Genomic DNA, 25,126 nt, shown 5'->3' with positions numbered 1-25,126 from the left:
GGAGGGGTGATGGCCGCCGGGTGGCTGGCGCCGCTTTCATTCGGGCGGCGCCAGCGGTTGAAGTTATCCGGCGAGCTGGGCATCCCACTGGGGCTGTGGCGCTCTCTGGGTCAGGTGCTGACGGCGCCGATCCGACACGGCATCGGCCAGCATGGCGAGCAGGCGCAGGCTGTCGTCCCAGTGGAGGCAGGCATCGGTCACCGACTGGCCGTAAGTGAGCTCGCTCAAGGGGGCGGGGGCCTGGCAGCCTTCGATCAGGAAGCTCTCGACCATGACGGCGGCGATGGCCTGGCTGCCATCGGCCAGCTGATGGCAGAGGGCCTCGGCCACCCTGAGCTGGTTCTTGTGCTGCTTCTGGCTGTTGCCATGGCTGCAATCGACCATCAATCGCCCGTTGAGCCCCTGTTGGCGCAGCTGCGCGGCGGCGGCCTCCACATCGGCTCTGTGGTAATTGGGGTGGGCGCCCCCCCGCAAGATGATGTGCCCTGCCTCATTGCCCTCACTGCGGATCACGACCATGCCGCCCTCGCTGCCTGGCGCCGTGAACAGGTGAGAGGCCTGACTTGCCTGAATGGCATCCATGGCAACCCTGACATTACCGTCGGTGCCATTCTTGAAGCCGACCGGGCAGGGCAGGGCCGAGGCAAGCTGACGATGGACCTGGGACTCCGTGGTGCGGGCGCCGATGGCGCCCCAGCTGATGAGGTCGGCGAGATAGAGGAAGCTGGTGGTATCGAGGAACTCGGTCGCTGTCGCCAGGCCAAGGTCACCGATGTCGAGCAGCAGTTGGCGCGCCAGGCGCAGGCCCTGGTCGAGATCATGGCTGCCATCTAGGTACGGATCGAATACCAGCCCTTTCCAGCCGACAGTGGTGCGCGGTTTTTCGAAGTAGGCCCGCATCACGATCTGCAGACGATCGCCATACTGCTCGGCCAGCGGGGCCAGCCGTTTGGCATAGTCGAGGGCAGCCTTGGGATCGTGCAGGGAGCAGGGGCCTATCACCACCAGCAGGCGGTCGTCGGCGCCGCTCAGAATGTTGCTGGCCTGCTGACGATGTTGTGCTATCCGGGCCTGCATGGGGGCCGGGCAGGGTTGTTGTGCCAAGAGTTCGGCCGGGGTGGGGAGTGCTGCCACTGCGCAGGCACGCATTACCGAGTTCAAGACTGCCATCAGGGTTACCTTGTGATGCGAACGAAAGATAAGGGGCCGGATACAACACAGATCTGGTGTTGCTCATGGGCTATCCAGCGCCTCAATTGAGAGTGATTATCATTATCTTGTTTTGTGCCCGACATGCAAGCACTAACGAGGGGGGAGAGCAGAATGGGGATGGCCGAAACAAGCAGGGCCCGGGCTGGTGTGCCGCGGGCCCTGACAGGAACCGATGGAGGATTAGCTGTCCATCACGTCGTGACGGTCATGGTGGTAGGCCTCTTCGTCTTTACCATGGCGCCAGTAGGGCACGGCATAGACGCGGCTGCGATCCACGTCCAGGGTGCGCCTGACGTGGCGACGCATGGGCACGACCAGGCCCTCCTCACCACCGAACCAGAAGTAACTCTGCTCGCCCGTCATGGGCAGGCTGGTGAAGTGGCTGACCAGGGCCGCAGTCTGATCCGGGCTGCCGATGAACCAGCGCAGGCTGACGCCGGCTGGCAGAGCAATATCCTGGATCTCCTGCTCATGGGGCACCAGCAGGGCTATGTGTCCCCGGGCCTGGCTTGGCATCACCTCGGCCATGGCGCAGATGGCGGGCAGGGAGGTGAGATCCCCCACCATGTAGTAGTTATCGGCCACCTGCAGCATGGGGCTGGGGCCACCGGGGCCCGAGATGGCGAGGCTATCCCCCGGCTTGACATGGAGGGCGAACCGGCTGGCCGGGCCTGTCTCGCCATGGAGGGCGAAATCGATATCCAGCTCCAGCGCCTCGCGGCGAAAGGCGCGAATGGTGAAGGTGCGCATGATGGGCTTCTGACTCGCGTCCTCCCAGCGGGGGCCTTGCGGGGTGGGTGTTGGCAAGACGGCATGGGGCTGCCCGGGTTGCGGCAACATGATCTTGATATGGGCGCCACCACAGGTGAAGGGGTAGTCGGCGAGATCGGGGCCTGTCAGGCAGACTCGGCGCATATGAGGGGTTAGATCCTGCACCCCCTTGACGGTGAGCAGACGGGGACGATTGACCGGGACGGGCTGGGACATGGGAAGACTCCTGGCTGACAATGGCGCTTATTCTCAGGCAAATGAAAATTATTATCAATTGCCTGTGAGAGTGTGATTTGGCTGACACCTCGCCAGGGGCGGCCACTTGCTCGCGCCTGACGGTTTGGCGCCCTTCCCGGACGTCAGTCGGTCATTCTCTGTCGCAGCCCCGGATTGAAGAAGGAGTTGGCTCAGGGGCAGCTGTCCTGCCGTTCGTCGCACCCGGCCCCCGGCATGGCTATACCCGTATAAAGGTTCCAGTTATGTCCCGAGTAAATTCCATTGACCTGGGGATTTCAAAGCGAGTATTTTAGCGCCGCATAAATACAAACTGATAATGATTATCATTTTGAGTCGTATTAGATGGGTGTGATATGGATACTCTTGTGATGGAAACCCGTGCGCCGGTTCAGGCCGCGCCCCCCGACATCCTGTTTACGTCGAGCCTGGGAGAGATCCGGGCTCATGATCTGGGCCAGCCGATCAGGACGCCAGCCTGTGAATGGTCGCGGCTGGAACGGCAGATAGCCCAGGCCCTGGCGGCAGCGCAGGCCGCAGGCCAGGCTAACCCGCTGTTGATCGGCGCCTTTGCCTTCGATCCTGGCGAGGCCTCCTGCCTCTATGTGCCTGGCCGCGTTGAGCGCAGCTCGCGCCGGGTCAGCGCGCCCTCTCCCCAGGTCTCTAACCAGGCCATCTCGGTGCGCAGCATCCCCACCGCCGCCGAGTTTCAGGCCTCGGTGAGTTCGGCCCTCGATGCGTTCGCGCAAGGCACCCTCGCCAAGGTGGTGCTGTCGCGCAAGCTCACGCTGCAACTGAGCCAGCCCGCCGACCCCGAGCAGGTGCTGGCCCGCTTGATGGCCCAGAACCCCAACGCCTTTCACTTCTCCTTGCCGCTCGGGCAGGGCCGACGCCTTATCGGCGCCAGCCCCGAACTGCTGCTGCGGGTCAGTGAGGGCGCGGTCTTCACCCATCCGCTGGCCGGTTCGGCCAAGCGCGGCGGCGAGCCGGAGCAGGATGAGGCGGTGGCGAGCAAGCTGCTGGCCTCCCACAAGGATCAGCATGAACACCGGCTGGTGATCGACGAGATCCGGCGGGTGCTGGCCCCTCACTGCCGTGAGCTGACCATTCCCCCGTCACCCTCATTGATGAGCACCGACACCCTCTGGCATCTGGGCACCCCCATCGCGGGCCAGTTGCACGGGGGAGAGGCCTCGGTGCTCTCCCTCGCCTGCCAGCTGCACCCCACCCCGGCCCTGTGCGGTTATCCCACGGATCTGGCGCGCCAGTTCATCCGCGAGCAGGAGCCCTTCAGGCGCGCCCTGTTCAGCGGCATCGTCGGCTGGTGCGACAGCCAGGGCAACGGCGAGTGGGCCGTGGTGATCCGCTGCGGCGTGCTCGATGGCCACCATGTGGAGCTGTTCGCCGGGGCCGGCATAGTCGCGGGCTCGGATCCCGCCATGGAGTGGGCCGAGACCGGCACCAAGCTCGGCACCATGCTAAAAGCCCTGGGCCTCGGCACCGAGGTGGCGTTATGAGTCAATCCAACCGCTTCCTGCCCTACACCCGCTGGCCGACCGAGCTGGCCGAATCGTACCGCGCCAAGGGTTACTGGCGGGGTGAACCGCTGACCGCCATGCTGAGCCGCCAGTGCGACGCGGCGCCGGATGCCACTGCCATTGTCTGCGGCGAGCGCAGCCTCAGCTACCTTGAACTCGATGCCAGCTCGACCCGGCTGGCCGCGCGGCTCGCCCGCCATGGCTTCAGGGTTGGCGATACTGCCCTGGTGCAACTGCCCAATGTGGCCGAGTTTTATCAGGTCTTCTTCGCTCTGCTCAAAGTCGGCATAGCCCCGGTCAATGCGCTCTTTAGCCACAATCGGCTGGAGCTGGCCTCTTACGCCGAGCAGATCCGTCCCAGGCTGTTTATCGGCTCGCTCGCTCATCCCCTGTTTGCAAGCGGAGATCGCAGTGGTGAATTGCTGCAAACCATGGGCGCCGAGCTGGTGCTGCTCGATGGTGAAGGCGGTGCGTTGGGATTGGCCCACTGGCTCGGTGAGATGGATGTCAGCCCGACCCAGACTCCGGCCCATGGCCCGAGCCCGGCGGACGAGGTGGCCTTCTTCCAGCTCTCCGGCGGCAGCACAGGCACTCCCAAGCTCATTCCCCGTACTCACGACGACTATCTCTACAGCGTGCGCCGCAGCAACGAGATCTGTGGCCTCGGCCCCCATACCCGTTACCTGTGCGCCCTGCCGGCCCCCCACAACTTCCCCCTGAGCTCCCCCGGCGCCCTGGGGGTGTTCGAGGCGGGCGGCGCCGTGGTGCTGGCCCAAGATCCCAGTCCCACGAGCTGTTTCCCGCTGGTGGCCCGCCACAGCGTCAACCTGACCTCATTGGTGCCGCCCGCGGTCTCCCTCTGGTTGCAGGCGGCCGAGGCGGACCCGTCCGTGCGTCGCCAGCTCGCCAGCCTGACCTTGCTGCAGGTGGGCGGTGCCAAGCTGGCCGAGGCGGTGGCCAGAAAGATCCGTCCGCTGCTCGGTTGCCAGCTGCAACAGGTGTTTGGCATGGCCGAAGGCCTGGTCAACTACACCCGGCTCTCTGACCCCGACGACAAGATAATTCACACCCAGGGCAGCCCCATGAGCCCGGATGACGAGGTGCGCATCCTCGATGAGGCGGGCAATCCGGTCGCCCCGGGCCAGCCCGGCGCCCTGCACACCCGCGGCCCCTATACCTTCCGCGGCTACTACCAGAGCCCGGCCCATAACGCCCGGGTCTTCGATAGCGAGGGCTTCTACTGCTCCGGGGATCTGGTGGTGCAAGACCCCGATGGTTACCTGACCGTGGTGGGTCGGCAGAAGGATCAGATCAACAGAGGCGGCGAGAAGATAGCGGCGGAAGAGGTGGAAAATCAGCTGCTGCACCACCCGGCCATCACCCAGGCGGCCCTGGTCTCCATGCCGGACAGCGCCATGGGGGAGAAGAGCTGCGCCTTTATCGTCACCACAGAGCCGGGCCTCAAGGCGCTTATCTTGCGCAAGTTCCTGCGCGCGCGCGGTGTCGCCGAATTCAAATTGCCGGACAGGTTCGAAATGATCAACGCCCTGCCCATGACGGCGGTGGGCAAGATTGACAAGCAGGGGCTGCGTGAGCGCATCGCCCACTCTCTTGCCAGCAGCCAGGCAGACAGCACATTCACAGTTTAAAACTAAAAGGAATCATGACGTTATGGCTATCCCTACTCTGAACAATTACGCCATGCCCAGCCAATGGAAGGCCAACAAGGTCAGCTGGACCCTGGAGCCCAAGCGCGCCGCCCTGCTCATCCACGACATGCAGGAGTATTTCACCGCCTTCTATGGCGAGCACAGCCCGCTGATCGCGGCCCTGACCGAGCGCCTGGCGGCGGTGCGCCTGCACTGCAAGGCCCTCGGCATTCCGGTCTTCTACACCGCCCAGCCCAAGGATCAGGCGCCAGAGGATCGCGCTCTGCTCAACGACATGTGGGGCCCGGGTCTGAACAAGAGTCCCGAGCTGCAACAGGTGGTGGCAGCGCTGCGCCCGGAGCGCGACGACACAGTACTGGTCAAGTGGCGCTACAGCGCCTTCCAGCGCTCCGAGTTCGAGCAGATGCTCAAGGCCCAAGGCCGGGATCAGCTCATCATCGGCGGCATCTACGGCCATATCGGCTGCATGATGACCGCCTGCGACGCCTTCATGCGCGACATCCAGCCCTTCTTCCTGGCAGACGGGATCGCGGATTTCTCCCTGGCCGATCACCAGATGGCGCTGGACTATGTGGCGACCCGCTGCGGCAAGGTAGTGCCCTGCGAGGAGGTGCTGGCCATAGCACCAGCGGCCAAGGCGGCTCAAGCAGAAGGGCTGAACCCCTTGCTGAGTTATGAAGGGCTCAAGGCCAGACTGCTGAGCCATATCGACGAGGACGAGGGGGAGTTTGACCCGGACGAGAACCTCATCGACTACGGCCTGGATTCGGTGCGCATCATGGGCCTGCTCACCGAGTGGCGCGCCGCCGGGGTGGAGCTCGGCTTCGTGGACTTGGCCAAGCTGCCGACCCTCAACGGCTGGTGGCGCCTGGTGGAGTCTAAGCTGGCTGAGCAAAAAAACCTGGAGGTGACCCCATGAGTCGCTTCCCCCTCACCATACCCCAGCAGGGGCTCTGGTCCGGTCATCTGCTCAATGATGACAAGGCGATGTTCAACACCGCCGAGTGCATCGCCTTCGATGGCAAGGTCGATGGCAACCTGCTGGTGGCCGCGCTCACCCGGGCTGTGGGTGAGTGCGAGGCGCTCAAGGGCCACTTCGAGCAGAACGGGGAGGCGGTCTGCTTCGTCTCCCACGAGGCACCCCTCGCCTATGGCGAGGTGAACCTTGCGAGTGACGACGAGGCCGCCGCTCGCGCCTGGGCCTGGGCCGATCTGCGCCGTCCGTTCGAGCTGACCCGCGAATCCCCCTGCCGCTTCGCCCTGCTGCGTGGATTGGAGCGGGATTATCTCTACAGCTGTGTGCACCACATCGCCCTAGATGGTTTTGGTACCACCTTGCTGTTTCAGCGCATCGCCGAGCTCTATGGGGAAGGGCTGACGGGGGCCATGCTGTCGCCGTCCCCCTTCGGCCTGCTGGATGAGGTGTTGGCAGAAGAAGTGACCCGGGAAGAGAACGGCAAGAACGCCGCCGCCCGCAGCTTCTGGCAGGAGCAGTTGCAGGACTGGCCCGAGGTGAAGTCCTTTGGCGAGGCCCGCGCCCCCATCGCCGCCGAGTTTATTCGCGAGAGCCGCCCGCTGCCGGCGGCACTGTGGCAATCCCTGACCGGCTTTGCCGACGAGCACAAGCTGGGCTGGCCCGATCTGCTGCTGGCCGGTCTCTCGGCCCAGTTGTCCCTTGCCAGCGGCCAGCGCGAGACCCTGCTCGGCCTGATGATGATGAACCGCATCGGATCGGCGTCCCTGACCGTGCCCTGCATGCAAATGAACATCACTCCCCTGGCGCTGGCACTCAATGATGAGAGCGATCTGGCGGGGGCGGCCGGCGCCGTGGCCAAGGCCAAGCGCGGGGTGCGCAAGCATCAACACTATCGCTACGAGCTGCTGCGCCGCGACCTTGGTCTGGTGGGGGGCGACAAGCGGCTGTTTGGCCCCCTGGTCAACATCATGCCGTTCGATCATGCCCGCCGCTTCGGGCCGCTCAGTGCCCATATCCTCAACATCAGCGCCGGGCCGGTGGAGGATCTCACCATCGAAATCCAGGTCGGCGTCGATGGCCAGCCCAGACTGGATCTGGATGCCAACCCCGGCTGCTACCAGCAGACCGATCTGGCGGCCATCGCCGATACCCTGTTCACCCTGCTGGGCCGCTGGCTGGCCCAGCCAGCCCTGACCCTGGGCACCCTCAAGGCCGACTGGCTGGCCGAGCAGCGTCAGGGGGCCCTTATCTGCGGCCCCGCCCACGAGCAGCTTAAGGTGCAGCCGGTGCTGGACGCGCTCTGTCACTTCGCGGCGCACACCCCGGACAAGATCGCTCTGGAGCAGGGGGAAGCCCGCTTTAGCTATGAGGCGCTCTTGACCCGCGCCGAGCAGATGGCCGCGGCCCTGCAAGGTGCTGGCGTGCAGCCAGGGGAGCGGGTCGGGGTCATGCTGGCGCGCAGCCCCCAGGCCATCTTCGCCCAGCTGGCGGTGCTCCTGGCCGGCGCCGTCTATGTGCCGCTGGATCCCGAGCAGCCCCTGGAGCGTCAGGGCCATATCCTGCGGCTGGGGGAGGTGAAGACCCTGATCACCCAGGCCGAATATCGCCACAAGCTGGCCAGCCTGTTTGAAGGCCGCACCCTGTTGGCCGGGGATCTGGTGAGCGCGGATCGCCTCTGCCAGCCCGCCAGCGGCACCTCCCTGGCCTATCTGATGTTCACCTCCGGCTCCACAGGTCTGCCCAAGGGAGTAGCCATCAGCCACGGCGCGCTGGATCACTTCGCCGCCGCCGCCCGCTGCCGTTATCACCTGGATGAAGAGGCGCGGATGTTGCAGTTCGCCCCCTTCAACTTCGACGCCAGCATCGAGGAGGTGTTCGCCACCCTGAGTGCCGGCGCCACTTTGGTGCTGCGCACCGACGCCCTGCTCGAATCCATTCCCGCCTTCGTGGCCGGGATAGAGCAGCAGAGGATCACCCACCTCGACCTGCCTACCGCCTTCTGGAACGAGTGGGTGGTGTCCTTGGGCGCGGGTCAGGCCCATATTCCGGCCACGCTCGCCACCGTCATCATCGGTGGCGAGGCGGTCTACCCCGAGCAGCTGGCCCAGTGGCAGCGCCAGGGCCGCCTTGATGTGCGCCTGTTCAACACCTATGGTCCCACCGAGACCACGGTGGTGGTCACTACTCATGAGCTGCAAGGGGAAGATCCGACCCAGGCCCAGTTGCCCATCGGCCTGCCGCTGCCCGGCATGCAGGCGCTCATTCTGGGGGCAGGGGAGCAACCCGCCGAGGAGGGGGAGCTGGTGCTGCTCGGCCCGCAGCTCGCCAACGGCTATGTGGGCGGCGTTACGGGAAGCTTTGGCACCCTGAGGATCGGTGAGGGGGATCTGCCCGTCTATCGCACCGGCGATCGGGTGCGCTGGGTGGCCGGTCGTCTGGTCTACCTGGGGCGCCGTGACAACGAGTTCAAGATAAGCGGCTATCGCATCCAGCCCGGCGAGGTGGAGGCCCAGCTGCTGGCCCTGCCCGGGGTGGATGAGGCCTGCGTGCAGGGGGTGAGCATCGGCAATGTGCGCCGGCTGGTGGCCTTCGTGGCCGGGGCCGAGCGCGACAGCCGGGTCATCAAGGGGCAGCTCGCCAAAGTGCTGCCCGCCGCCATGATCCCCACCGACTATCGCCACTTTGATCAACTGCCCCGCACCGGCTCCAACAAGCTGGATCGTAAGGGGCTGCTGGCCCAGTACCAGGCGGGCGGGGAAGCCCTGACCCTGGGCAGTGAGACCGAGAACAGGGTTGGCGCCATCTGGCAGCAGATCCTGGGGCTGGCCACCATGGCGCCTGCGGACAACTTCTTCGAGCTGGGGGGCCAGTCCCTGCAGACCATACAGATAGTGAACCGGCTCGGCGCCGAGTTCGGGGTGCAGGTCAAGGTCTCCGACGTGTTCGATCACCCGCGCCTCGATGATTTCTGCCGCTTCCTCGACGGCAAGCTGACTGAAGACGAAGAGAGCGTGGAGATGGTGTGGTGATGAAAGGCGAACAGATGATGAACTTTGATTTCAGTGGCAAGCGGGTCTGGGTGACCGGGGCCGGGCGCGGCATAGGGTATGAGGTGGCACAGCAGTTCGTGGCCGCCGGCGCCGAGGTGATCGGGCTGGATCAAGCCTTCCCCCATGCGGATTACCCCTTCGCCACCCGCGAGCTCGACATCCGTGACTCGCAGGCGGTCAATGCCTGCTGTGAACGGCTGCTGGCCGATGGCGGGCTGGATGTGCTGGTCAACGGGGCCGGGGTCTTGCGTCTAGGCCCCACCGAAGCCTTGAGCGACAGCGATTGGGATGACTGCATAGGGGTCAACGCCAGCGGCGTCTTCTACCTGCTGCGAGCCCTGGTGCCCCATTTCAAGGCCCAGCGGCGCGGCGCCATCGTCACCATCGGCTCCAACGCCGCCCATGTGCCGCGCATGCAGATGGCGGCCTACTGCGCCTCCAAGGCGGCGGTCACCAGCCTGACCCAGACGGTCGGGCTGGAGCTGGCAACCTTCGGCGTGCGGGTCAACCTGGTGTCACCGGGCTCGACGGATACCGAGATGTTGCGCGGCATGCTGCCGGATGAGGGGGCCATGGCCCGCACCATCAAAGGGCTGCCGGATCAGTTCAAGCTCGGTATACCGCTCAACAAGATCGCCACCCCGCGCGAGATTGCCAATACCGTCCTCTTCCTGGCCTCTGACTTGGCCAGTCACATCACAATGCAGGATCTGGTCGTCGACGGCGGCGCCACCTTGAGTGCCTGAGGTCTGAACACAGATGAACAATATGATTGCGCTGCTCCAGCAGCTGGAGCGCCAGGGCGTTAAACTGGCCCTGAACGACAAGGGTCAGCTCATCTCCCAATCGAGCAAGGAGGCGGTGACCCCGGCCATCGGTGCCCTCATCAAGGCGCACAAGGATGAGCTGGTGCGCTGCCTAGGCGCGCGCGCCGCCTTCGAGGCCCCCATCCTTGCCCAGATTGAAACGAAAGGCGCCCAGCAGGGGCCGCTCTCCTCCTCCCAGAGCGGGCTCTGGTTTATCGAGCAGTACGAGGAGGCCTCCCACCTCTACAACATGCCGGTCTACTTCCGGGTCAGTGGCGAGCTGGACACGGCCGCCCTGGAATTTGCCTTCGATCACCTGTTTGCCCGCCACCCCAGCATGCGCACCCGCTTCGTCAAGGACGAGGCGGGCAGGGGGGCCCAGGAGATCCTGCCCCATACGCCCTTCAAGTTGCAGATTGAGGACGTGAGTGCAGAGCCTGATGTCGAGCGCGAGGCCTATGTGGCCCGCCGGGTGCGCGAAGAGATAGGGCGCCCCTTCTCCCTGACTCAGGGGGATCTCAGCCGGGTGCACCTCATCCGCCTTGGCAGCCATGAGCACGTGCTGCTCATCACCCAGCACCACATCATCTCCGACGGCTGGTCGGTCAAGAACATGTTCGCCGATCTCAAGCGCGCCTTCCTGGCCCACCAGAACCGGGAAGCCTTGAGCGTGCCCGAGTTGCCGCTCACCTACCTCGACTATGCCCGCTGGTTCAATTCACCGCGCTTTCTTGACTATCACGCCGAGTTCAAGCCGTTCTGGGTGGACAGGCTGGGTGGTAGCCCCGAAGTGCACGGCCTGCCGCTGGACAAGCCGCGCCCGGCCCATCAGGCCAGCGGCGGCGAGCTGGTCTTCTCCACCATAGACAACGCCCTGTGGGAGAGCTTCAAGCGGCTGTGCCAGCGCCACAACACCTCGAATTTTATCGGTCTGCACGCCCTGTTCGCCCTGTTGATGGTGCGCCAGAGCGGCGAGAAGGAAGTCGTCATCGGCACCCCGCTTGCCTATCGCGAGCGCCACGAAATCGAGTCTCTGGTGGGCTTCTTCGTCAATACCCTGGTACTGCGCACTCAACTCAGCGGTAAGCCCAGCTTTATCGACTATCTGCAGCAGTGCCGGGAGGAGGATCTGGCGGCCTTCGATCACCAGCTCTACCGCTTCGAGGCGCTGGCCGAGGCAATAGGCGCCGATCGCACCACCGCCATCAACCCCATCTTCCAGATCATGCTGGTCTATCAGGCCAAGGTGGATTTCAACGATCTCATCCCCGGCTGCCAGCTGCTGGAGGAGACCTCGCCGGTGTTGCCCGCCAAGACCGACATCTCGGTCAAGGTGACCGAGCTTATGGATTCCGTCAGGGTGGACTGGTTGTTTGCCACCGCCCTGTTCGAGCGCGCCACCATTGAGTCTTACGCCGATCGCCTGCTGCATTTGATGCGCGCCGTGGTGGCGGCCCCGGAGACCGATATCTGGCAACTGCCCCTGGAAGCGGGCACAGACAGTGCCGCGCTCGCCGCCGAGCTGGCCAGCCTGCCGCAGGACTACCCCAGCCGCGACACCCTGCTCTGCCAGTTCGAACGTCGCGCAGCATCCCGTCCAGACGCCCTGGCGGTGAGTGACGGCGAGGGTGCCCTGAGTTACGGCGAGCTGGAAGAGCGCGCCAACCGGCTGGCCCACTGGCTGCAGGCCCAGGGAGTAAACCCGGGCGCCGCCATCGGCATTCAGGCCAGGCGGGACGCGGCCTTCGTCATCGCCCTGCTCGCCTGCTGGAAGGTGGGGGCGGCCTATGTGCCGCTCGATCCCGCCTATCCTGCCGAGCGGCTGGCCCATATCCTGAGCGACGCTGGCATCGCGCTGGTGCTGGGGGGCGAGCCGGATGCGCGGCTTGGGGAGGCGCTGGCGGGCACGGCTGCCGGTTACCACAACCTGCATCGGCTGGCGCTGGATGGGCTGCCGACCAGCGCCCCCGCCATCCCCCGGGATGCCGCCATGCTGGCCCAGATCATCTACACCTCGGGCTCCACAGGTCTGCCCAAGGGAGTCATGGTGGAGCAGGGCAGCCTGGTCAACCTGATGGCGGATCATGCAGAGCGCATCGCCCTTGATCAGGACGGCGCCATGTTCAACTGCATGTCCCTCTCGTTCGATGCGGGCAACATGACCACCTTGCTGCCGCTCTACTGCGGCGCGGCCCTGCACTTTGGCGAGCCGGGGGAGGGGGTGATCGATGCGGCCATGGCGTGCGGCGCCAGCCATATGATATTGCCCACCGCCCTGCTCGCCAACCTGCTGCCGCCAGCGGTTCTCGGCTCCCTCAAGGCCATCGGCTTTGGCGGCGAAGCCTGCCCGAGCAGCCTGGTGGAGCGCTGGGGAGACAGGGTCGCCCTCTTTAACATGTACGGCCCCACCGAGTGCACCGTCACGGCGCTCTGCGCGCGGCTCAGCCCGGGTGCGCCCATCACCATAGGCCAGCCCATCAGCAATTTAAAAGCGCTGATCCTGGACGAGGCAGGCAACCCCTGCCCGGTCGGGGTACCCGGCGAGCTCTGCCTGGCCGGGCTCGGCCTGGCCCGTGGCTACCTCAACTTGCCGGAGCGTACCAATGAGGCCTTCGTCGAGCTCACTCTTGATGGTCAGACTTATCGCCTCTATCGCACCGGCGATCGGGCGCTGCTGCGCCGCGATGGCAATGTCAGCTATCTGGGCCGACTGGACGAGCAGATCAAGCTGCGCGGCTATCGCATCGAGCCGGGGGAGATAGAAACCCAGATTGCGGCACTGTGCCCAGGCATCCGCCAGATCAAGGTGGTGGTGCAACAGGGTCGCCTGCTGGCCTATGCCTGCTTGCAGTCAGGCGCTACGCAGCCAGATGGCGAGGCGCTGTTGCAACGGGCCGGTGAACAGCTGCCGGAATACATGGTGCCGGTGAAGCTCTGTTGGCTGCCCGAGATGCCGCTCACCCCCAACGGCAAGCTGGACTTGCGCCGCCTGCCCGCCATCGACTGGCAGCAGAGCAAGAGCGAGGCCAAGGATGAGCTGGAGCGACAAGTGCTCGCCATCTGGCAAGGGGTGCTCAAGCAGCCCCTTGGGGTCGAGGATGACTTCTTCCGCCTCGGCGGGGATTCCATCCTCAGCATCCAGCTCACCACCCGGCTGCGGGATGCCGGGCTGCACTGCAGCGTGAAAGATGTGTTCGAGGCCAAGACGGTGCGCCGCCTCTGCCGCCAGCTCGGTCAACAGCAAGTCGTCAACCACCTGACGGAGCAGGGCGTGCTCGAGGGGGAATTCCCCCTGCACCCGATCCAGCACTGGTTCTTCGAGCAGGGCTTCGCCAAGTCCGGTCACTGGAACCAGGGGGTGATCCTGCGCCTGCCCGCCGGTATCGACGACGCCGCCCTGACTGGCTGGATGAATACCCTGACTGCTCACCATGACGCCCTGCGTCTGGCCGTGACCGAGACAGGCCAACGCTATCTGCCCGAACTGGCGCTGCCCCCCCTACATGTGCTGGACGCGGCCGGACTGGATGAGGCCGAGTTGCAGGCTCGCCTGACCCGCTGGCAGGGCTCCTTCCAGCCCGAGCTCGGCCAGACCCTGGCCTGGGCCCGGCTTTGCAATCTCGCGAGCGAGGCGGACGCAGCGCCGGTTGAAGGGCTCTTTATCGCCTTCCACCATCTGGTCATCGATGCCGTCTCCTGGCGCATCCTGGCCGAAGATCTGGTGCGTCTCGCCGAGGGCAGAGAACTGGCACCCAAGGGCAGCAGCTACCGCCAGTGGGGCGAGGGGCTCAAGGCCTATGCCTTGCGTGAAGAGCAGCAGCTGGCATTCTGGCAGGCCCAGGGGAAAGGTATGGATCAGCGGCTGCTGGAGGCGCAGCGGGCCCCGGATGGCCGCGCAGCCGCCAGCCTGCTGCGCCTTGATGAAAATACCACGGCTCGCCTCATTGATGAGGCCAATCGGGCTCACTTCACCCAGGTGCCGGACTTGCTGCTGGCGGCCCTGACCCGCACCCTCTGCGATCTCGGCTACGGCGCCAAGCAGTGCGTGATGCTGGAGGGGCACGGCCGTGAAGCTATCGATCCGCGACTGGATGTGAGCCGCACCCTCGGCTGGTTTACCAGCACCTATCCGCTGGCGCTGGCCAACCAGGGCAACTGGGGGGATCTGGTGTGCGATACCAAGGAGCGGCTGCGGGCGGTGCCGGACAAGGGGGTGGGCTTCAACGCCCTGGGCCTGCACCACCCTCGTGGTCAGGGGTTGCCCCACGCCTTGCCGCAATCTGCCATCGTCTTCAACTATCTGGGGGTCTCCCACAGAGGCACGCCTGCCCCCTGGCAGCCATTGCCCATCGCGCCGGGCCAACCCTCGGCGCCACAGAACCTGCCGCGCGAGCTCATCAGTCTGCACGGCGGTGTTTACGGCGGTTGCCTCACCCTGCGTCAGGTCGGTGCCCTCAACCAAGGGGCGAGCGACGCCCTGATGACGGCCCTGGCGGCCAATCTGGCGGCGCTGGTCGAGGCTTGCTGCGCGGTGCAGTCGCCGCGCCACACCCCGAGTGACTTCCCCGGGCTGCCGCTCTGCCAGAGTGCGCTGGATCGGGTACTGGATCCGCGGCTGGCAGGGGGCGAGGTCGAGACCCTGCTGCCCATGACCTCTTTGCAGGAGAGCATGGTCTATCACAGGGCGCTGGCCCCCAGAGATAGCGCCTACCACCTGCAGACCGAGATGGACTATCACCAGGGGCTGGATGTGACTGTCTACCAGGCCGCCTGGCAGGGGCAGCTCGCCCGCTGGCCCGTGCTGCGCGCCGCCTTGCTGGTGGAGGAGGGCGTTGCCCTGCAGCGTATCCTGCGCCACGCCGAGCTGCCGCTCCACTATGAGGACTTGTCTGGCGACGTGCAGGCCGAGGCACACATCGCGGCCTATCGCCAGCAGGACTTGGCCCGGCCCATTGCGCTGGACAAAGCCCCGCTGCTGCGCATCGCCTGTTTCAAACTGGCCCCCGATCACCATAGGGTGATCCTGAGCGCTCACCATGGGGTGCTGGATGGCTGGAGCGGCCCTGTGCTGCTGGGTAGCCTGCATCGTCACTATCAACAGGGGATGCAGCAGGCCGAGCTCGACGAGCGGCTGCCGCAGCCAAGTCCGGACCGGGCCTGGCTCGAATTCGGCCGCCATATCGCCAGTCACAGAGCCGAGCATGAGGCCTATTGGAAGGGGCGCGCCCACTTGCTGGCACGGCCCAACGATCTGGCCGCCCTGTTCGGGGTGGCACTGGAGCCGCACTTGACCCAGCACAGACCCGAGGTCTGCGGCCAGACCCTGGCATCAGGTATCTCTACCCAACTGGAAAGTCGGGCCCGCGAGCTCGGCGTGACCGCCGGGCTGTTGGCCCAGTATGCCTGGCATCGGCTGCTCGCTCGCCAGTGCGGCGACGAGGTCACCCTGGTCGGCAACGTGACCCCGGGCCGGGACTTCCCCATCGAGGGGATCACCGACAGCGTCGGGCTCTATATCAACAGCCTGCCGCTCGCCCTGGATTGGCGCACCGAGGCGAGCCTCGGGCAGCACATCGCGCAGCTGCAACGGGACTCGCTGGCCCTCAACCAGCACGGCACCCAGTCCCTCGCCGCCCTGACCAAGGGCCGGGCTCGTCTGTTCCAGAGCCTGTTCGTGTTCGAGAACTACCCCATGCCGGCGCGGCCCCGGACGCTGGAGCCCCATCAGCTGATGCCGCACTTTGGCAGCGTGGTCGAGAAGGTGGAGCTGCCGCTCTCCCTGGTGGTGAATGCCCGTGGCGGGCAACTCAATCTGCGCTTCGAATACGATGGCGAGCTGATAGGGCGTGAACGCGCCGAGGCGGTCCTGGGGCAGTGGATGGCGGAGCTTGAATGGCTGGCACAGGTCTCCTTGACCGAGCCCGCTCGTTTGGCGGGCGTCGAGGCGGCCCGTGCAGTGGCTCCGAGCCTGGCCCCTGCGCAGTGCGAGGCCTGTCCGGTCGATGCCTTGCCCCAGGATCCCCAGGCCCGTCGTCTGCTGGCCCTGTGGCAGCAACACTGCGGCGAGGGGGCGAGCTGGCAGCAGAGCCTGGCCGGGCTCGGGGTGGATTCGGTGCAGCAGCTCACCCTGCTGGCGGCGCTGAATCGGGCCTTTGCGGCGGATCACCAGCCGCTGACCCTGCGGGATCTCAAGGCCCATGCCTCACCCAGCGCACTGTTCAACCACTGGCTGGTGCGTCTGCCGGAGGCGGTGTCATGACGGCGCAGGCATTGCTGGCAGCCAGCAAGGCGGGGACAACCCCGCCACATGCCGAGGTGGTTGGGCAGGGGCTGAGTGCTCGCTTGACGAGCATGCTCAATGGCACACCACTGGCTCCGGCCATCGCCATGGATGGAGTCTGGCAAGACTATGGGGCGCTGAGTGGCCGGGTCGACCAGATTGCCGCCAGCCTGCAGGGGCTGGCGGTGGGGGAGCGGGTAGGTCTCTATCTGGATCGCACGCCGGATCTGGTGGCCAGCCTGCTCGCCTGTTTGCGGCTCGGCCTCTGCTTCGTGCCTCTGGAGCCGGATTTCCCGGTGGAGCGGTTGCAGGGCATCGCCCGGCAGGCCCGGCTCTCGGCGGTGATCTGCAACCATGCCGAAGGGGTGCCCGACTTTGGTTGCCCGCTGCGCCCGCTGTCGCGGCTGGCACCCGGCGACGAGAACGCGGCCATGTTCTGGCCTCGGGTGGATGACAGTCAAGCGGCCTACATGATGTTCACCTCGGGTTCGACCGGTGAACCCAAGGGGGTGGTGATCAGTCGGCGTGCGCTGCTCTGCTTCCTCGACGGGATCCGCGAGCGGCTCGGGTTGACCCCGGCTTGTCACTGGCTGTTCATCACCACCCCGGCCTTCGACATCTCCCTGCTGGAGATGCTGGGGCCGCTCTGGAGCGGTGGCCGGCTGACGGTGGCGGACAACGCGCACAACAAGGATCCCCTGGGGATGCTGGCGCTGCTGGCGGCGGACTCGTCCATCAACTGGCTGCAGGCGACCCCGGCTTGCTGGCGCATGCTGCTCAAAGCGGGCTGGCAGGGGAGTGATAGCCTGACCGCCCTGTGCGGGGGGGAGGCGCTGGATCCGGGGCTGGCCGAGCAACTATGCAGCCGCACCCGGCGGCTGTGGAACTGTTATGGCCCGACCGAGGCCACCGTCTGGTCTCTGGTGAGCGAGGTGCGCTGGCCCCCGATCGACGGGCAGATCACCATCAGTCACAGCCTGCCCGGCTATCGCCACTGGGTGCTGGACGAGACGGGGCAGCCGGTGGCAGAGGGGGAGTGCGGCGAGCTCTGCATCGAGAGTCCGGCCCTGTGCGAGGGTTACTGGCGCAAACCCGCCCTCACCGCTGCGGCCTTCCTGCGGCTCGATAATCATCGCCTCTATCGCACGGGCGACAGAGTGCGGCAGCTGGGGGCGGATAGCTTCCGCTATCTGGGGCGGCGGGACGATCAGATAAAACTGCGCGGTTTTCGCATCGAACTCGGCGAGGTTGAGGCGGGCCTGCGCCGTCAACCCGGGGTGCAGGAGGCGGCGGTGCGGCTGCTTGGCGAAGGGGACGAGGCCATGCTGGTGGGCTATGTGGAGGCCAAAGCCGGGGTGACCCTCAATCGCCTGGCCCTGCGCAAGGGGCTACAGGCCAGCCTGCCGCACTATATGGTGCCGGCACGTATTATCCTGCTGGATGCCCTGCCCAAGACCGGCAGCGGGAAACTGGACAGAAAGGCGCTGCCCTTGCCGGAGTGAGGCGACGGGACAACTCAAGAAGCCGATAAACAAGAAGCCCGCAGCGATGCGGGCTTCTCTTTTTGACGGGGGGACGGGCAGGATCAGCGGGTGACGGGGAGCGCATCCGGTTTGCTCATCAGCTGCTCGACATCGTCGATCACCTTGAGGGCGGCCTGGGGACCACCGGTGGAGGTCCAGAGCGACCCGTCCACGGCGCCGAAACGCTTGGCCTTGATGGCACCTAGCTGCTGGAAGGCCGGGGTCTGTTCGGCCTGCTGCATGGCATCCACCGCATCGCCGCTGGCACTCAGGGTGCCGATCACCAGCCAGTCACCGTCCAGCAGATTGAGGGACTCCAGGCTCAGGGCCGGGGAGTGGGGGCTCTTGTCGCCTATCTGGTGCGGCGGGCGGGCCAGACCCATCTCCATCACCACGCTGCTGGCGAAGGTGCCGCCGTGCATGTAGCTCGGTCCCTTCGGATTCCAGCGCACTATGCTCAAGCGCTCGCCCTGATGCTGGGCAAGCGTGGTGCGGGCCTGTTGCAGACGGGCCTCATACTGGGCGAGGAAGGCCTTGCCTTCGGCTTCTTTATTGAGCACCAGGGCGCTGCGGCTGAACACCTCTTTCCAGGGCTGACCCCAGTTGCCGGTGACCACGGTGGGGGCGATCTCCTTGAGCAGGCTCAGCAGCTCGGGCTTGGTCTGATTGGTCAGGATGAGATCCGGCTCCAGATCGATCAAGCGCTCCAGATTGGGATTGTCCAGATCCCCGACCACGGCGATATCTTTGCCCGCCTTGCCTTGCAGGTAGCGGGGCAGGGTAGCCTGGCCACGGCCGTTGACGGTACCGACCGGTTGCACCCCCAGGGTCAGGGCGGTGTCGAGATCGAGCTCACTCAGCACCACTACCCGTTTGGGGTGAGCGGGCACGCTCAGGGTGTTGCCATCGGCATCGGTCACTTGACGGGTGTCAGTCTGGGCCTGGGCCTGACAGCCGATCACACTGGCCAGTACCAGCGCGGCTACCAAGGGGGAGGGGATCGTCATGGTTACATCCTTAATGGGTGAAATCGGCGCCACCGTTTGCGGGCACTATTTGATTACCGGAACGCGTTGCCTGAATGAGCCGTCTGCTATCGGCCCCAAATGGGCGGGACTATGCTACCACAAGTTAATTGAGAAACGTTGTCATTTGTATTTGTGCCATGGCGGCGCTTTGCTACCATGGGCTCCCCATTGCGAGATTGTGCTGATGCTACCTTTCCTTCCCCCGGCTCTCCCCGCCACGGAGTTCATCCGCCACACCGACCTGCTGACAGTGGCGGGGATGGACAAGCTGCCGATCCACCGGGTCTGTTTCGATGCCGCCGCCTTCAGCCCGGCCTGCTTCGCGGCGCACGGCATCCTGTTGCCCGCGACCCTGCAGGGGGCGGTGAGCAAGCGTCAGGGAGAGTTTCTGGCGGGTCGGCTGGCGGCGCGCCATGCCCTGAGCCCCTACGGCCTGGGGGACCAGGTGGTGGCCATAGGCCAGGATCGAGCGCCCTGCTGGCCCGCGGGGATGGAGGGCAGCATCAGCCACAGCCAGCTGCTGGGGGAGGGGATGGCGCTCTGTGCAGTGCGCCCCGGCCACGCCGGGCTCGGGCTGGATCTGGAGGCCTGGCTCGATGCCGACCAGGCCGCGCAGCTCTGGCCCGGCATCGTCGATAAGGAGGAGTGGGCGAGGCTGGCAGAGAGCGCCACCGCTGCCGATCTGAGCGTGGCAGAGGGGCTGACCCTGGTGTTTTCGGCCAAGGAGAGCCTGTTCAAGGCGCTCCATCCCAGGGTGGGGCGCTATTTCGATTTTCTCGATGCCAGCTGGTCGGCCATGGGGGCCCAATCTCTGACTTTGAGCCTGAAGACGGCGCTTGCCCCGGACTTGCCCGCTGGCTGGCACTGCACCCTGCACTGGCAACGGCTGCCCGGGGGTCTGCTCACCCTGCTGGCACTTTGACGGCGGATGGGGGCAAGACATAAGGGATGAGACAGTAAAAAACCGCCGGATGGGCGGTTTTTTCATTCAGGCCTGCTGTCTGGCCGCAGGGTTATCCGTTTGCGAAGCCGCTTCGGTGCGTCTGCGCGGCACTATCACCGGGGCGCCGTCGCCGGGGGCGTGCAGGATATCGACGTCGGTCTGGTAGAGGCGGTCGATGAGCGCCTTGGTCACCACCTCCCGGGCGGGCCCCATGGCCTGAACGCCGCCGTCTCCCAGGGCGATCAGCTCGTCGCAGTAGCGGGCGGCGGTGGCGAGATCGTGAATGACGATGAGCACCGTCTTGCCCTCGGCGGTGATCTGGTGGATGGCCTCCATCACCTCGGTCTGGTGGCCGATGTCCAGCGCGCTGGTGGGTTCGTCCAGCAAGATGATGTCCGCATCCTGGGCCAGCACCATGGCGAGCCAGACCCGCTGGGCCTGACCGCCGGACAGCGAACTGGCACTCTGCTGCCAGATGGCATCGAGCTGCATCTGCTCCCGGGCCCAGCGCACCATGCGCGCATCCTCCTCGCTCCACTGATTGAACCAGCCCTGATGGGGGTGGCGACCATATTGCACCAGCTGCTCGACCCGGATACCGGCGGGCATCAGCGGCCGCTGGGGCAGGTAGGCCAGCTCCCGGGCCAGGGCCTTCATGCCATAGCTCCCTAGGGGCTTGCCTTTGAGCAGGATCTCCCCGCTCTGGGGCTGCTCCTGGCCCGCCAGCAGCTTGAGCAGGGTGGACTTGCCACCGCCGTTGGGGCCGACGATGCCCACCAGTTTGCCCCTGGGAATGGTGAAGGAGACGTCGTTGAAGACCGTCTTGTGCTGATAGCCGAAATGCAGGTTATGGGTGGTGAGCGTCATCAGGCGGCCCTCGGTCTGTCTTGGAAATGGATGAGTGTCATGATCAGTCCGCCCGTTGTCTGTCTTTGATCAGAATGAACAGCAGCAGCATGCCGCCAAGAATACGGGTCATGATGCCGGTGGCGACCTCATGGGGGCTGGCCAGCACCCGCACCAGGGTATCGCTCGCCAGCAGCAGCAGGGCGCCGGACAGCGCTGCTATCCAGAGCGGCACTGTGCGATCCCGGCTGAGCCAGGAGGCGAGGATGGGGGCGGCCATGGCGATGAACACCACCGGGCCGCCGATGGCGGTGCCGAGCGCCGCCACCATGATGGCCTGGGCCAGCACCCCGAGCTGCACCCGGTTCACATTCACCCCGAGGGTCTGGGCGGTGACGGATCCTAGGCGCAACACGCCGAGGGCGCGGGAGAGGTAGATGATCCAGGGGCAGATCAGCAGGATCAGTATTCCCACCGGTACGACAGTGCCATAGCCCTGGCCGACGAAGTTGCCCATGTTCCACAGATAGAGGCTGGTGAGGTGCACCAGGGATTGGGTGGACATGGCGAACTGGCCGATGGCGTTCATCAGCTCGGAGACGCCGATGCCGATCACCACGAACAGGTAACCCTGCTCCCCCGGCTTGTTGCACAGGGCATAGAGCACGGCCGCGGCGAACAGGGCGCCGAGCGGCGCGGCCCACCAGGGCCAGCTGCCCAGGGTCAGGTAGAGGGAGAAGATGATGATGGCCAGGGAGGCCCCCTCGTTGACCCCGATCATGTCCGGGGTGGCGAGGCGGTTGCGAATGAGGGTCTGTACCAGGCAGCCGGAGAGGCCCATGGCGGCGCCCGCCACCAGCACGGCGACGATGCGTGGCAACCGGATCTTGAACACCGTCACCTCGCTGAGCCGGCTCCCCTCGCCCAGCAGGGTCTGGATGACCCCCAACATGGTGATCTTGCCCGAGCCCAGGGTCAGCGCCAACAGGGAGAGCAGCACCAGCACCACCGCCAGGGCGAGGGTGATGAACCAGGCGCGGCGCTCAAGCAGCAGGGTACGGCTGCCCATTCGCAGGCAGAAGGTGCCGCTTGGCAGGGCGGGCGAGGGAGTCTTGTTGATTGTATGCGTCATGAGATGCCCTATTTCACGGCCAACAGGGAGCGGAAACCGCCGCTGCGCACCACCAGGATGAGCACGGGGGCGCCGATCAGCGCCAGGATCACCCCGTTCGGCAGCTCGAACGGCTGCAGCAGCCAGCGCGCCAGTATGTCGGCACCGAGCAGGAACAGCACCCCAAACAGGGCGGAGAAGCGCACCTGGATGGCGAGGCGTACCGGCTCCACCAGACGGGCGCAATAGGCGGCGAGGAAGCCGACGAAACCGATGGGACCGGCGATGGCGATGGCGCAGGCGGTGAACAGGGTGGCGGCCAAGAGCACGCCGATGCGCACCCGGGTCGGCCGGATGCCGAGCGCCTGGGCCTGGTTGTCCCCCATCTGCATCAGGGTGAGCTGGCGGCACAGGGCCAGGGTCAGCAGCAGGCCAGCCAGGGCGAAGGGCAGCACGGTCAGTACCGCATCCTGACTGGAGGCGGCCAGGGATCCTAAGTTCCAGAAACGGAACTGCTCAAGCACCACCTTGTTGGAGAGCAGCAGGAAGTTGGAGAGGCCGCCGAAGGTGGCGGAGAGGGCGACCCCCACCAGGATGAGTTTGAGCGGGTTGGATTTACCCACCATCAGGCCGAGGCCCAGTACGATGACATTACCGAGCAGGGCGCCCATGCCGGACCAGAGCAGATAACCGTAGGCGGATTCGACCCCGAAGTAGGTGAGGCCGATGACCAGGGCGAACACGGCGCCGGCGTTGACGCCGAGCAGGCCGGGTTCGGCCAGGGGATTGCGGGTGGCACTTTGCAGCATGGAGGCGGCCAGCGCGAGACAGACACCCACCACCAGGGCCGCCAGGGTGCGGGGCAGGCGCAGGGTATTGACTATCATGGCGAGTTTTTCATCGGCGACGAGGAGAGGATCGCCCAACAGGAAACCGGCGACCTCGCGGCCACCATAGACACCGGCGCCCGTGGCCAGTGACAGAGAAATCAGCAGGAAGAGGAGCAGCACTCCGAGCCAGAACAGCTTCGCTTGGTACCTGAGCACTCAAAGACTCCTTTAAATCGAGACGATAGAAACGCAAAAAGGGAGCCCGCTTGGGCTCCCGCATACAGGGGTTATTACAGCTTGTACTCTACGCCGGCATAGACGGAGCGACCTTCCAGGATGAAGTCTGCGTCGGTGGCGACTTCGTCTCGCTGGGTGTTGGTGAGATTGGTGATGCCGAGCTTGAAGTCCAGGGCCTGGGTCACTGTCCAGTTGGTGTTGACGTCCAGGGTCTGGTAGCTCTCGGACTTGAACGCCTGGGCGTTGCGCGCCGGCACCTTGATGATCTGGCTGCCCACATATTGCCAGGCCAGGTTGGCGCTGACGACGTCGGACGCTTGCCAGTCCAGGCTGAGGTTGCCGGTGTGATCCGGGGTCTTGGCCAGATCGTCGCCGGTGCTGCGATCGACGGAGTCAAGCAGGGTCCAGTTCGCGCCCAGCTGCACATTGTCCAGCACATCGACCCAACCGGTCAGTTCCAGACCCTTGATGCGGGCCTTCTTGACGTTGAGGTAGGTCATCACGGTCGGACGGTAGCCAGGGCCCCACTGATCGCTCTGGATCAAGTCTTCGATTTCGTTGTGGAAACCGGTCACACCGGCGCCGAAACGATCGGCCTCGTAGGCGGTACCGAACTCATAGCTGACCGCGGTTTCCGGCTTCAGATCCGGGTTGCCGATCACCTGGCAGGCGCCACGGCAGGCGGTGGTGGAGAAGCCTTCGCTGGACTGGGCCAGGGTCGGGGCCTTGAACGCCTTGCCGATACCGCCCTTGAGCACCCACTCATCGGTCAGGGTGTAGAGGGCATAGGCACGGGGGCTGAACTCGTTGCCATAGGTCTCGTGGTGATCGAGGCGACCGGAGAGGGTCAGGGCCAGATCGCCGAAGCTGAACTCGTCTTGCAGATAGACGGCGCTCTGGCTGGCGCTGACGCTGCCAGTGGTGATGTTGCGGCTGTGCTCGAGCTCGGTATCGCGGAATTCGGCGCCGGAGGTGAGCAGGTGATCCCCAAGGTAGCCACTGACCTGACCGTCGACGGTGTTGTTGGTCTGGGTGACATCGGCGGCGCCGCCATTGAGCTGGGAGTCATCCATCAGATCGGTCTGCTCGAAGTAGTAGCGGACCCGGCTGTCGAAATGTTGCCAACGGCCATTGTGGGTCAGCCCCAGGCTCAGGCGATCGAGCTCCTGCACGTTGTGCGGGGTGGCCGGTGCGGTCGGCGCGCGCGGCACGTTGTTGAAGTAGCTGTCCATGTCGTTCTGGTTGTAGCCCAGATCGAAATCGATGTCCTGGTTGTCGCTGACCAGCCACTTCAGGCTGGAGAGCACGTTGACCACTTCACGCTTTTCCAGGGCATCGGCATCCGGGTTGTTGCTCTGCTCGCTCTTCCAGTTGTCACGCTGATATCCCTCGACCACCACGCTGCCCAGCAGCTTGTTGTCGATCAGGGCACCAGAGACAAAGGCGCTGCCCTGGTTGGCATCGCCACCTTCACCCTTGGTGGGCATGGTGTGGGTGTAGGCCACGGCTGCCTCGGTTTTTTCCTTGGCCTGGCGCAGGATCACGTTGACCACGCCGCCCAGCGCATCGGCACCGTACAGGGAGGAAACGGGGCCACGGATCACCTCGATGCGCTCGATGGCCGCCATGGGGATGGAGCTCAGGTCGAAGTCGTTGCCGTAGGCGCTGCCCAGGGTCTCGCGGGCGTTGACGCGCTTGCCGTTGATCAGCAGCAGGGTGTAGTCGCCCCCCATGCCACGGATCTTGATCTCGTTACGGCCGGTGGGGTTGGTGGCGATGATGTTGACACCCGGCACATGCTTGAGCGCATCGCCAATGTTATTGACGTTCATCTTGTCCAGATCGGCGCGGCTCACCACGGACACGCTGGCCGGTGCGGTGAACTCGGTGTGCTTGGTCTGGGTCGCAGTGACGACTATGGTCTCGTTGGCTTTGGTTGGCTCAGTCTGAGCCAGGGCTGGCATCGCCAGCAGGCCGAGGGAGATCAGGCTGGTTTGCAACGGGTTCAAGGGAAAGCCGGGGGTGAACTGCATGTCAAAACTCCATTTAAACGTATTTATTGTTGAGGAAA

The 25,126-nt window shown here is 65.3% G+C and carries 15 protein-coding genes; 8 read left to right on the top strand and 7 right to left on the bottom strand.

Annotated features, from left to right (window positions below; translation table 11 throughout):
- Nucleotides 1-63: 63 nt before the first annotated feature.
- A complete protein-coding gene (locus M2367_RS08975) occupies nucleotides 64-1,170 on the bottom strand; it encodes a 3-deoxy-7-phosphoheptulonate synthase (protein ID WP_259236490.1) in 1,107 nt (368 codons plus the stop codon).
- 222 nt (nucleotides 1,171-1,392) lie between these two features.
- Nucleotides 1,393-2,199 (bottom strand): siderophore-interacting protein, encoded by an 807-nt coding sequence (locus M2367_RS08970; RefSeq protein ID WP_259236489.1) that lies wholly within the window; start codon nucleotides 2,197-2,199, stop codon nucleotides 1,393-1,395.
- A 374-nt stretch (nucleotides 2,200-2,573) separates the two neighbouring features.
- Between M2367_RS08970 and M2367_RS08965 the strand changes: the two genes are divergently transcribed.
- Genes M2367_RS08965 through M2367_RS08935 form a run of 7 tightly spaced genes read left to right on the top strand, consistent with a single transcriptional unit; the run spans nucleotide 2,574 to nucleotide 18,039 of the window.
- Complete coding sequence (locus M2367_RS08965) at nucleotides 2,574-3,734, top strand: isochorismate synthase MenF (protein WP_259236488.1); 1,161 nt, start codon at nucleotides 2,574-2,576, stop codon at nucleotides 3,732-3,734.
- A complete protein-coding gene (locus M2367_RS08960; protein WP_259236487.1) occupies nucleotides 3,731-5,404 on the top strand; it encodes a (2,3-dihydroxybenzoyl)adenylate synthase in 1,674 nt (557 codons plus the stop codon). Before M2367_RS08965 ends, M2367_RS08960 begins: the two co-directional genes overlap by 4 nt.
- A 22-nt stretch (nucleotides 5,405-5,426) precedes the next feature.
- On the top strand, nucleotides 5,427-6,344 hold the full coding sequence (locus M2367_RS08955) for an isochorismatase family protein (RefSeq protein ID WP_259236486.1): 918 nt from the start codon (nucleotides 5,427-5,429) through the stop codon (nucleotides 6,342-6,344).
- Complete coding sequence (amoF, locus tag M2367_RS08950) at nucleotides 6,341-9,430, top strand: amonabactin biosynthesis non-ribosomal peptide synthetase AmoF (protein WP_259236485.1); 3,090 nt, start codon at nucleotides 6,341-6,343, stop codon at nucleotides 9,428-9,430. Before M2367_RS08955 ends, amoF begins: the two co-directional genes overlap by 4 nt.
- A 17-nt stretch (nucleotides 9,431-9,447) precedes the next feature.
- The gene (gene dhbA, locus M2367_RS08945) at nucleotides 9,448-10,197 is read left to right on the top strand and encodes a 2,3-dihydro-2,3-dihydroxybenzoate dehydrogenase (RefSeq protein WP_259236585.1); all 750 of its coding nucleotides are present in this window, start codon (nucleotides 9,448-9,450) and stop codon (nucleotides 10,195-10,197) included.
- 13 nt (nucleotides 10,198-10,210) lie between these two features.
- Nucleotides 10,211-16,516, top strand: coding sequence for a non-ribosomal peptide synthetase (locus tag M2367_RS08940; RefSeq protein WP_259236484.1), 6,306 nt, complete (start codon nucleotides 10,211-10,213; stop codon nucleotides 16,514-16,516).
- An 11-nt stretch (nucleotides 16,517-16,527) separates the two neighbouring features.
- Nucleotides 16,528-18,039: an amino acid adenylation domain-containing protein gene (locus M2367_RS08935; protein WP_404972869.1), complete on the top strand. Its 1,512-nt coding sequence runs from the start codon at nucleotides 16,528-16,530 to the stop codon at nucleotides 18,037-18,039.
- 83 nt (nucleotides 18,040-18,122) lie between these two features.
- Here M2367_RS08935 and M2367_RS08930 read toward each other — a convergent pair whose 3' ends face one another.
- A complete protein-coding gene (locus M2367_RS08930) occupies nucleotides 18,123-19,067 on the bottom strand; it encodes an iron-siderophore ABC transporter substrate-binding protein (RefSeq protein WP_224432353.1) in 945 nt (314 codons plus the stop codon).
- Between the two features lie 205 nt (nucleotides 19,068-19,272).
- Between M2367_RS08930 and M2367_RS08925 the strand changes: the two genes are divergently transcribed.
- Nucleotides 19,273-20,010, top strand: a complete 738-nt coding sequence (locus M2367_RS08925; protein ID WP_404972866.1) for a 4'-phosphopantetheinyl transferase — start codon at nucleotides 19,273-19,275, stop codon at nucleotides 20,008-20,010.
- A 66-nt stretch (nucleotides 20,011-20,076) separates the two neighbouring features.
- Here M2367_RS08925 and M2367_RS08920 read toward each other — a convergent pair whose 3' ends face one another.
- The 4 genes from M2367_RS08920 to M2367_RS08905 form a co-directional block, all read right to left on the bottom strand.
- On the bottom strand, nucleotides 20,077-20,898 hold the full coding sequence (locus tag M2367_RS08920; RefSeq protein WP_224432355.1) for an amonabactin ABC transporter ATP-binding protein: 822 nt from the start codon (nucleotides 20,896-20,898) through the stop codon (nucleotides 20,077-20,079).
- Nucleotides 20,899-20,941: 43 nt separating this feature from the next.
- Nucleotides 20,942-22,009: an amonabactin ABC transporter permease subunit 1 gene (locus M2367_RS08915; RefSeq protein ID WP_259236482.1), complete on the bottom strand. Its 1,068-nt coding sequence runs from the start codon at nucleotides 22,007-22,009 to the stop codon at nucleotides 20,942-20,944.
- An 8-nt stretch (nucleotides 22,010-22,017) separates the two neighbouring features.
- Nucleotides 22,018-23,034, bottom strand: coding sequence for an amonabactin ABC transporter permease subunit 2 (locus M2367_RS08910; protein ID WP_259236481.1), 1,017 nt, complete (start codon nucleotides 23,032-23,034; stop codon nucleotides 22,018-22,020).
- A gap of 74 nt (nucleotides 23,035-23,108) precedes the next feature.
- Entirely contained in the window at nucleotides 23,109-25,088 is a 1,980-nt protein-coding gene (locus M2367_RS08905) for a siderophore amonabactin TonB-dependent receptor (RefSeq protein ID WP_259236480.1), read from the bottom strand.
- Between the last annotated feature and the right edge of the window lie 38 nt (nucleotides 25,089-25,126).

Origin of the sequence: Aeromonas sp. BIGb0445, from assembly GCF_024809075.1 — a bacterium.
GTDB classification, from domain to species: domain Bacteria; phylum Pseudomonadota; class Gammaproteobacteria; order Enterobacterales; family Aeromonadaceae; genus Aeromonas; species Aeromonas rivuli.
Note: the sequence above shows the minus strand (reverse complement) of the source record. Positions and strands in the feature narration are given on the sequence as shown.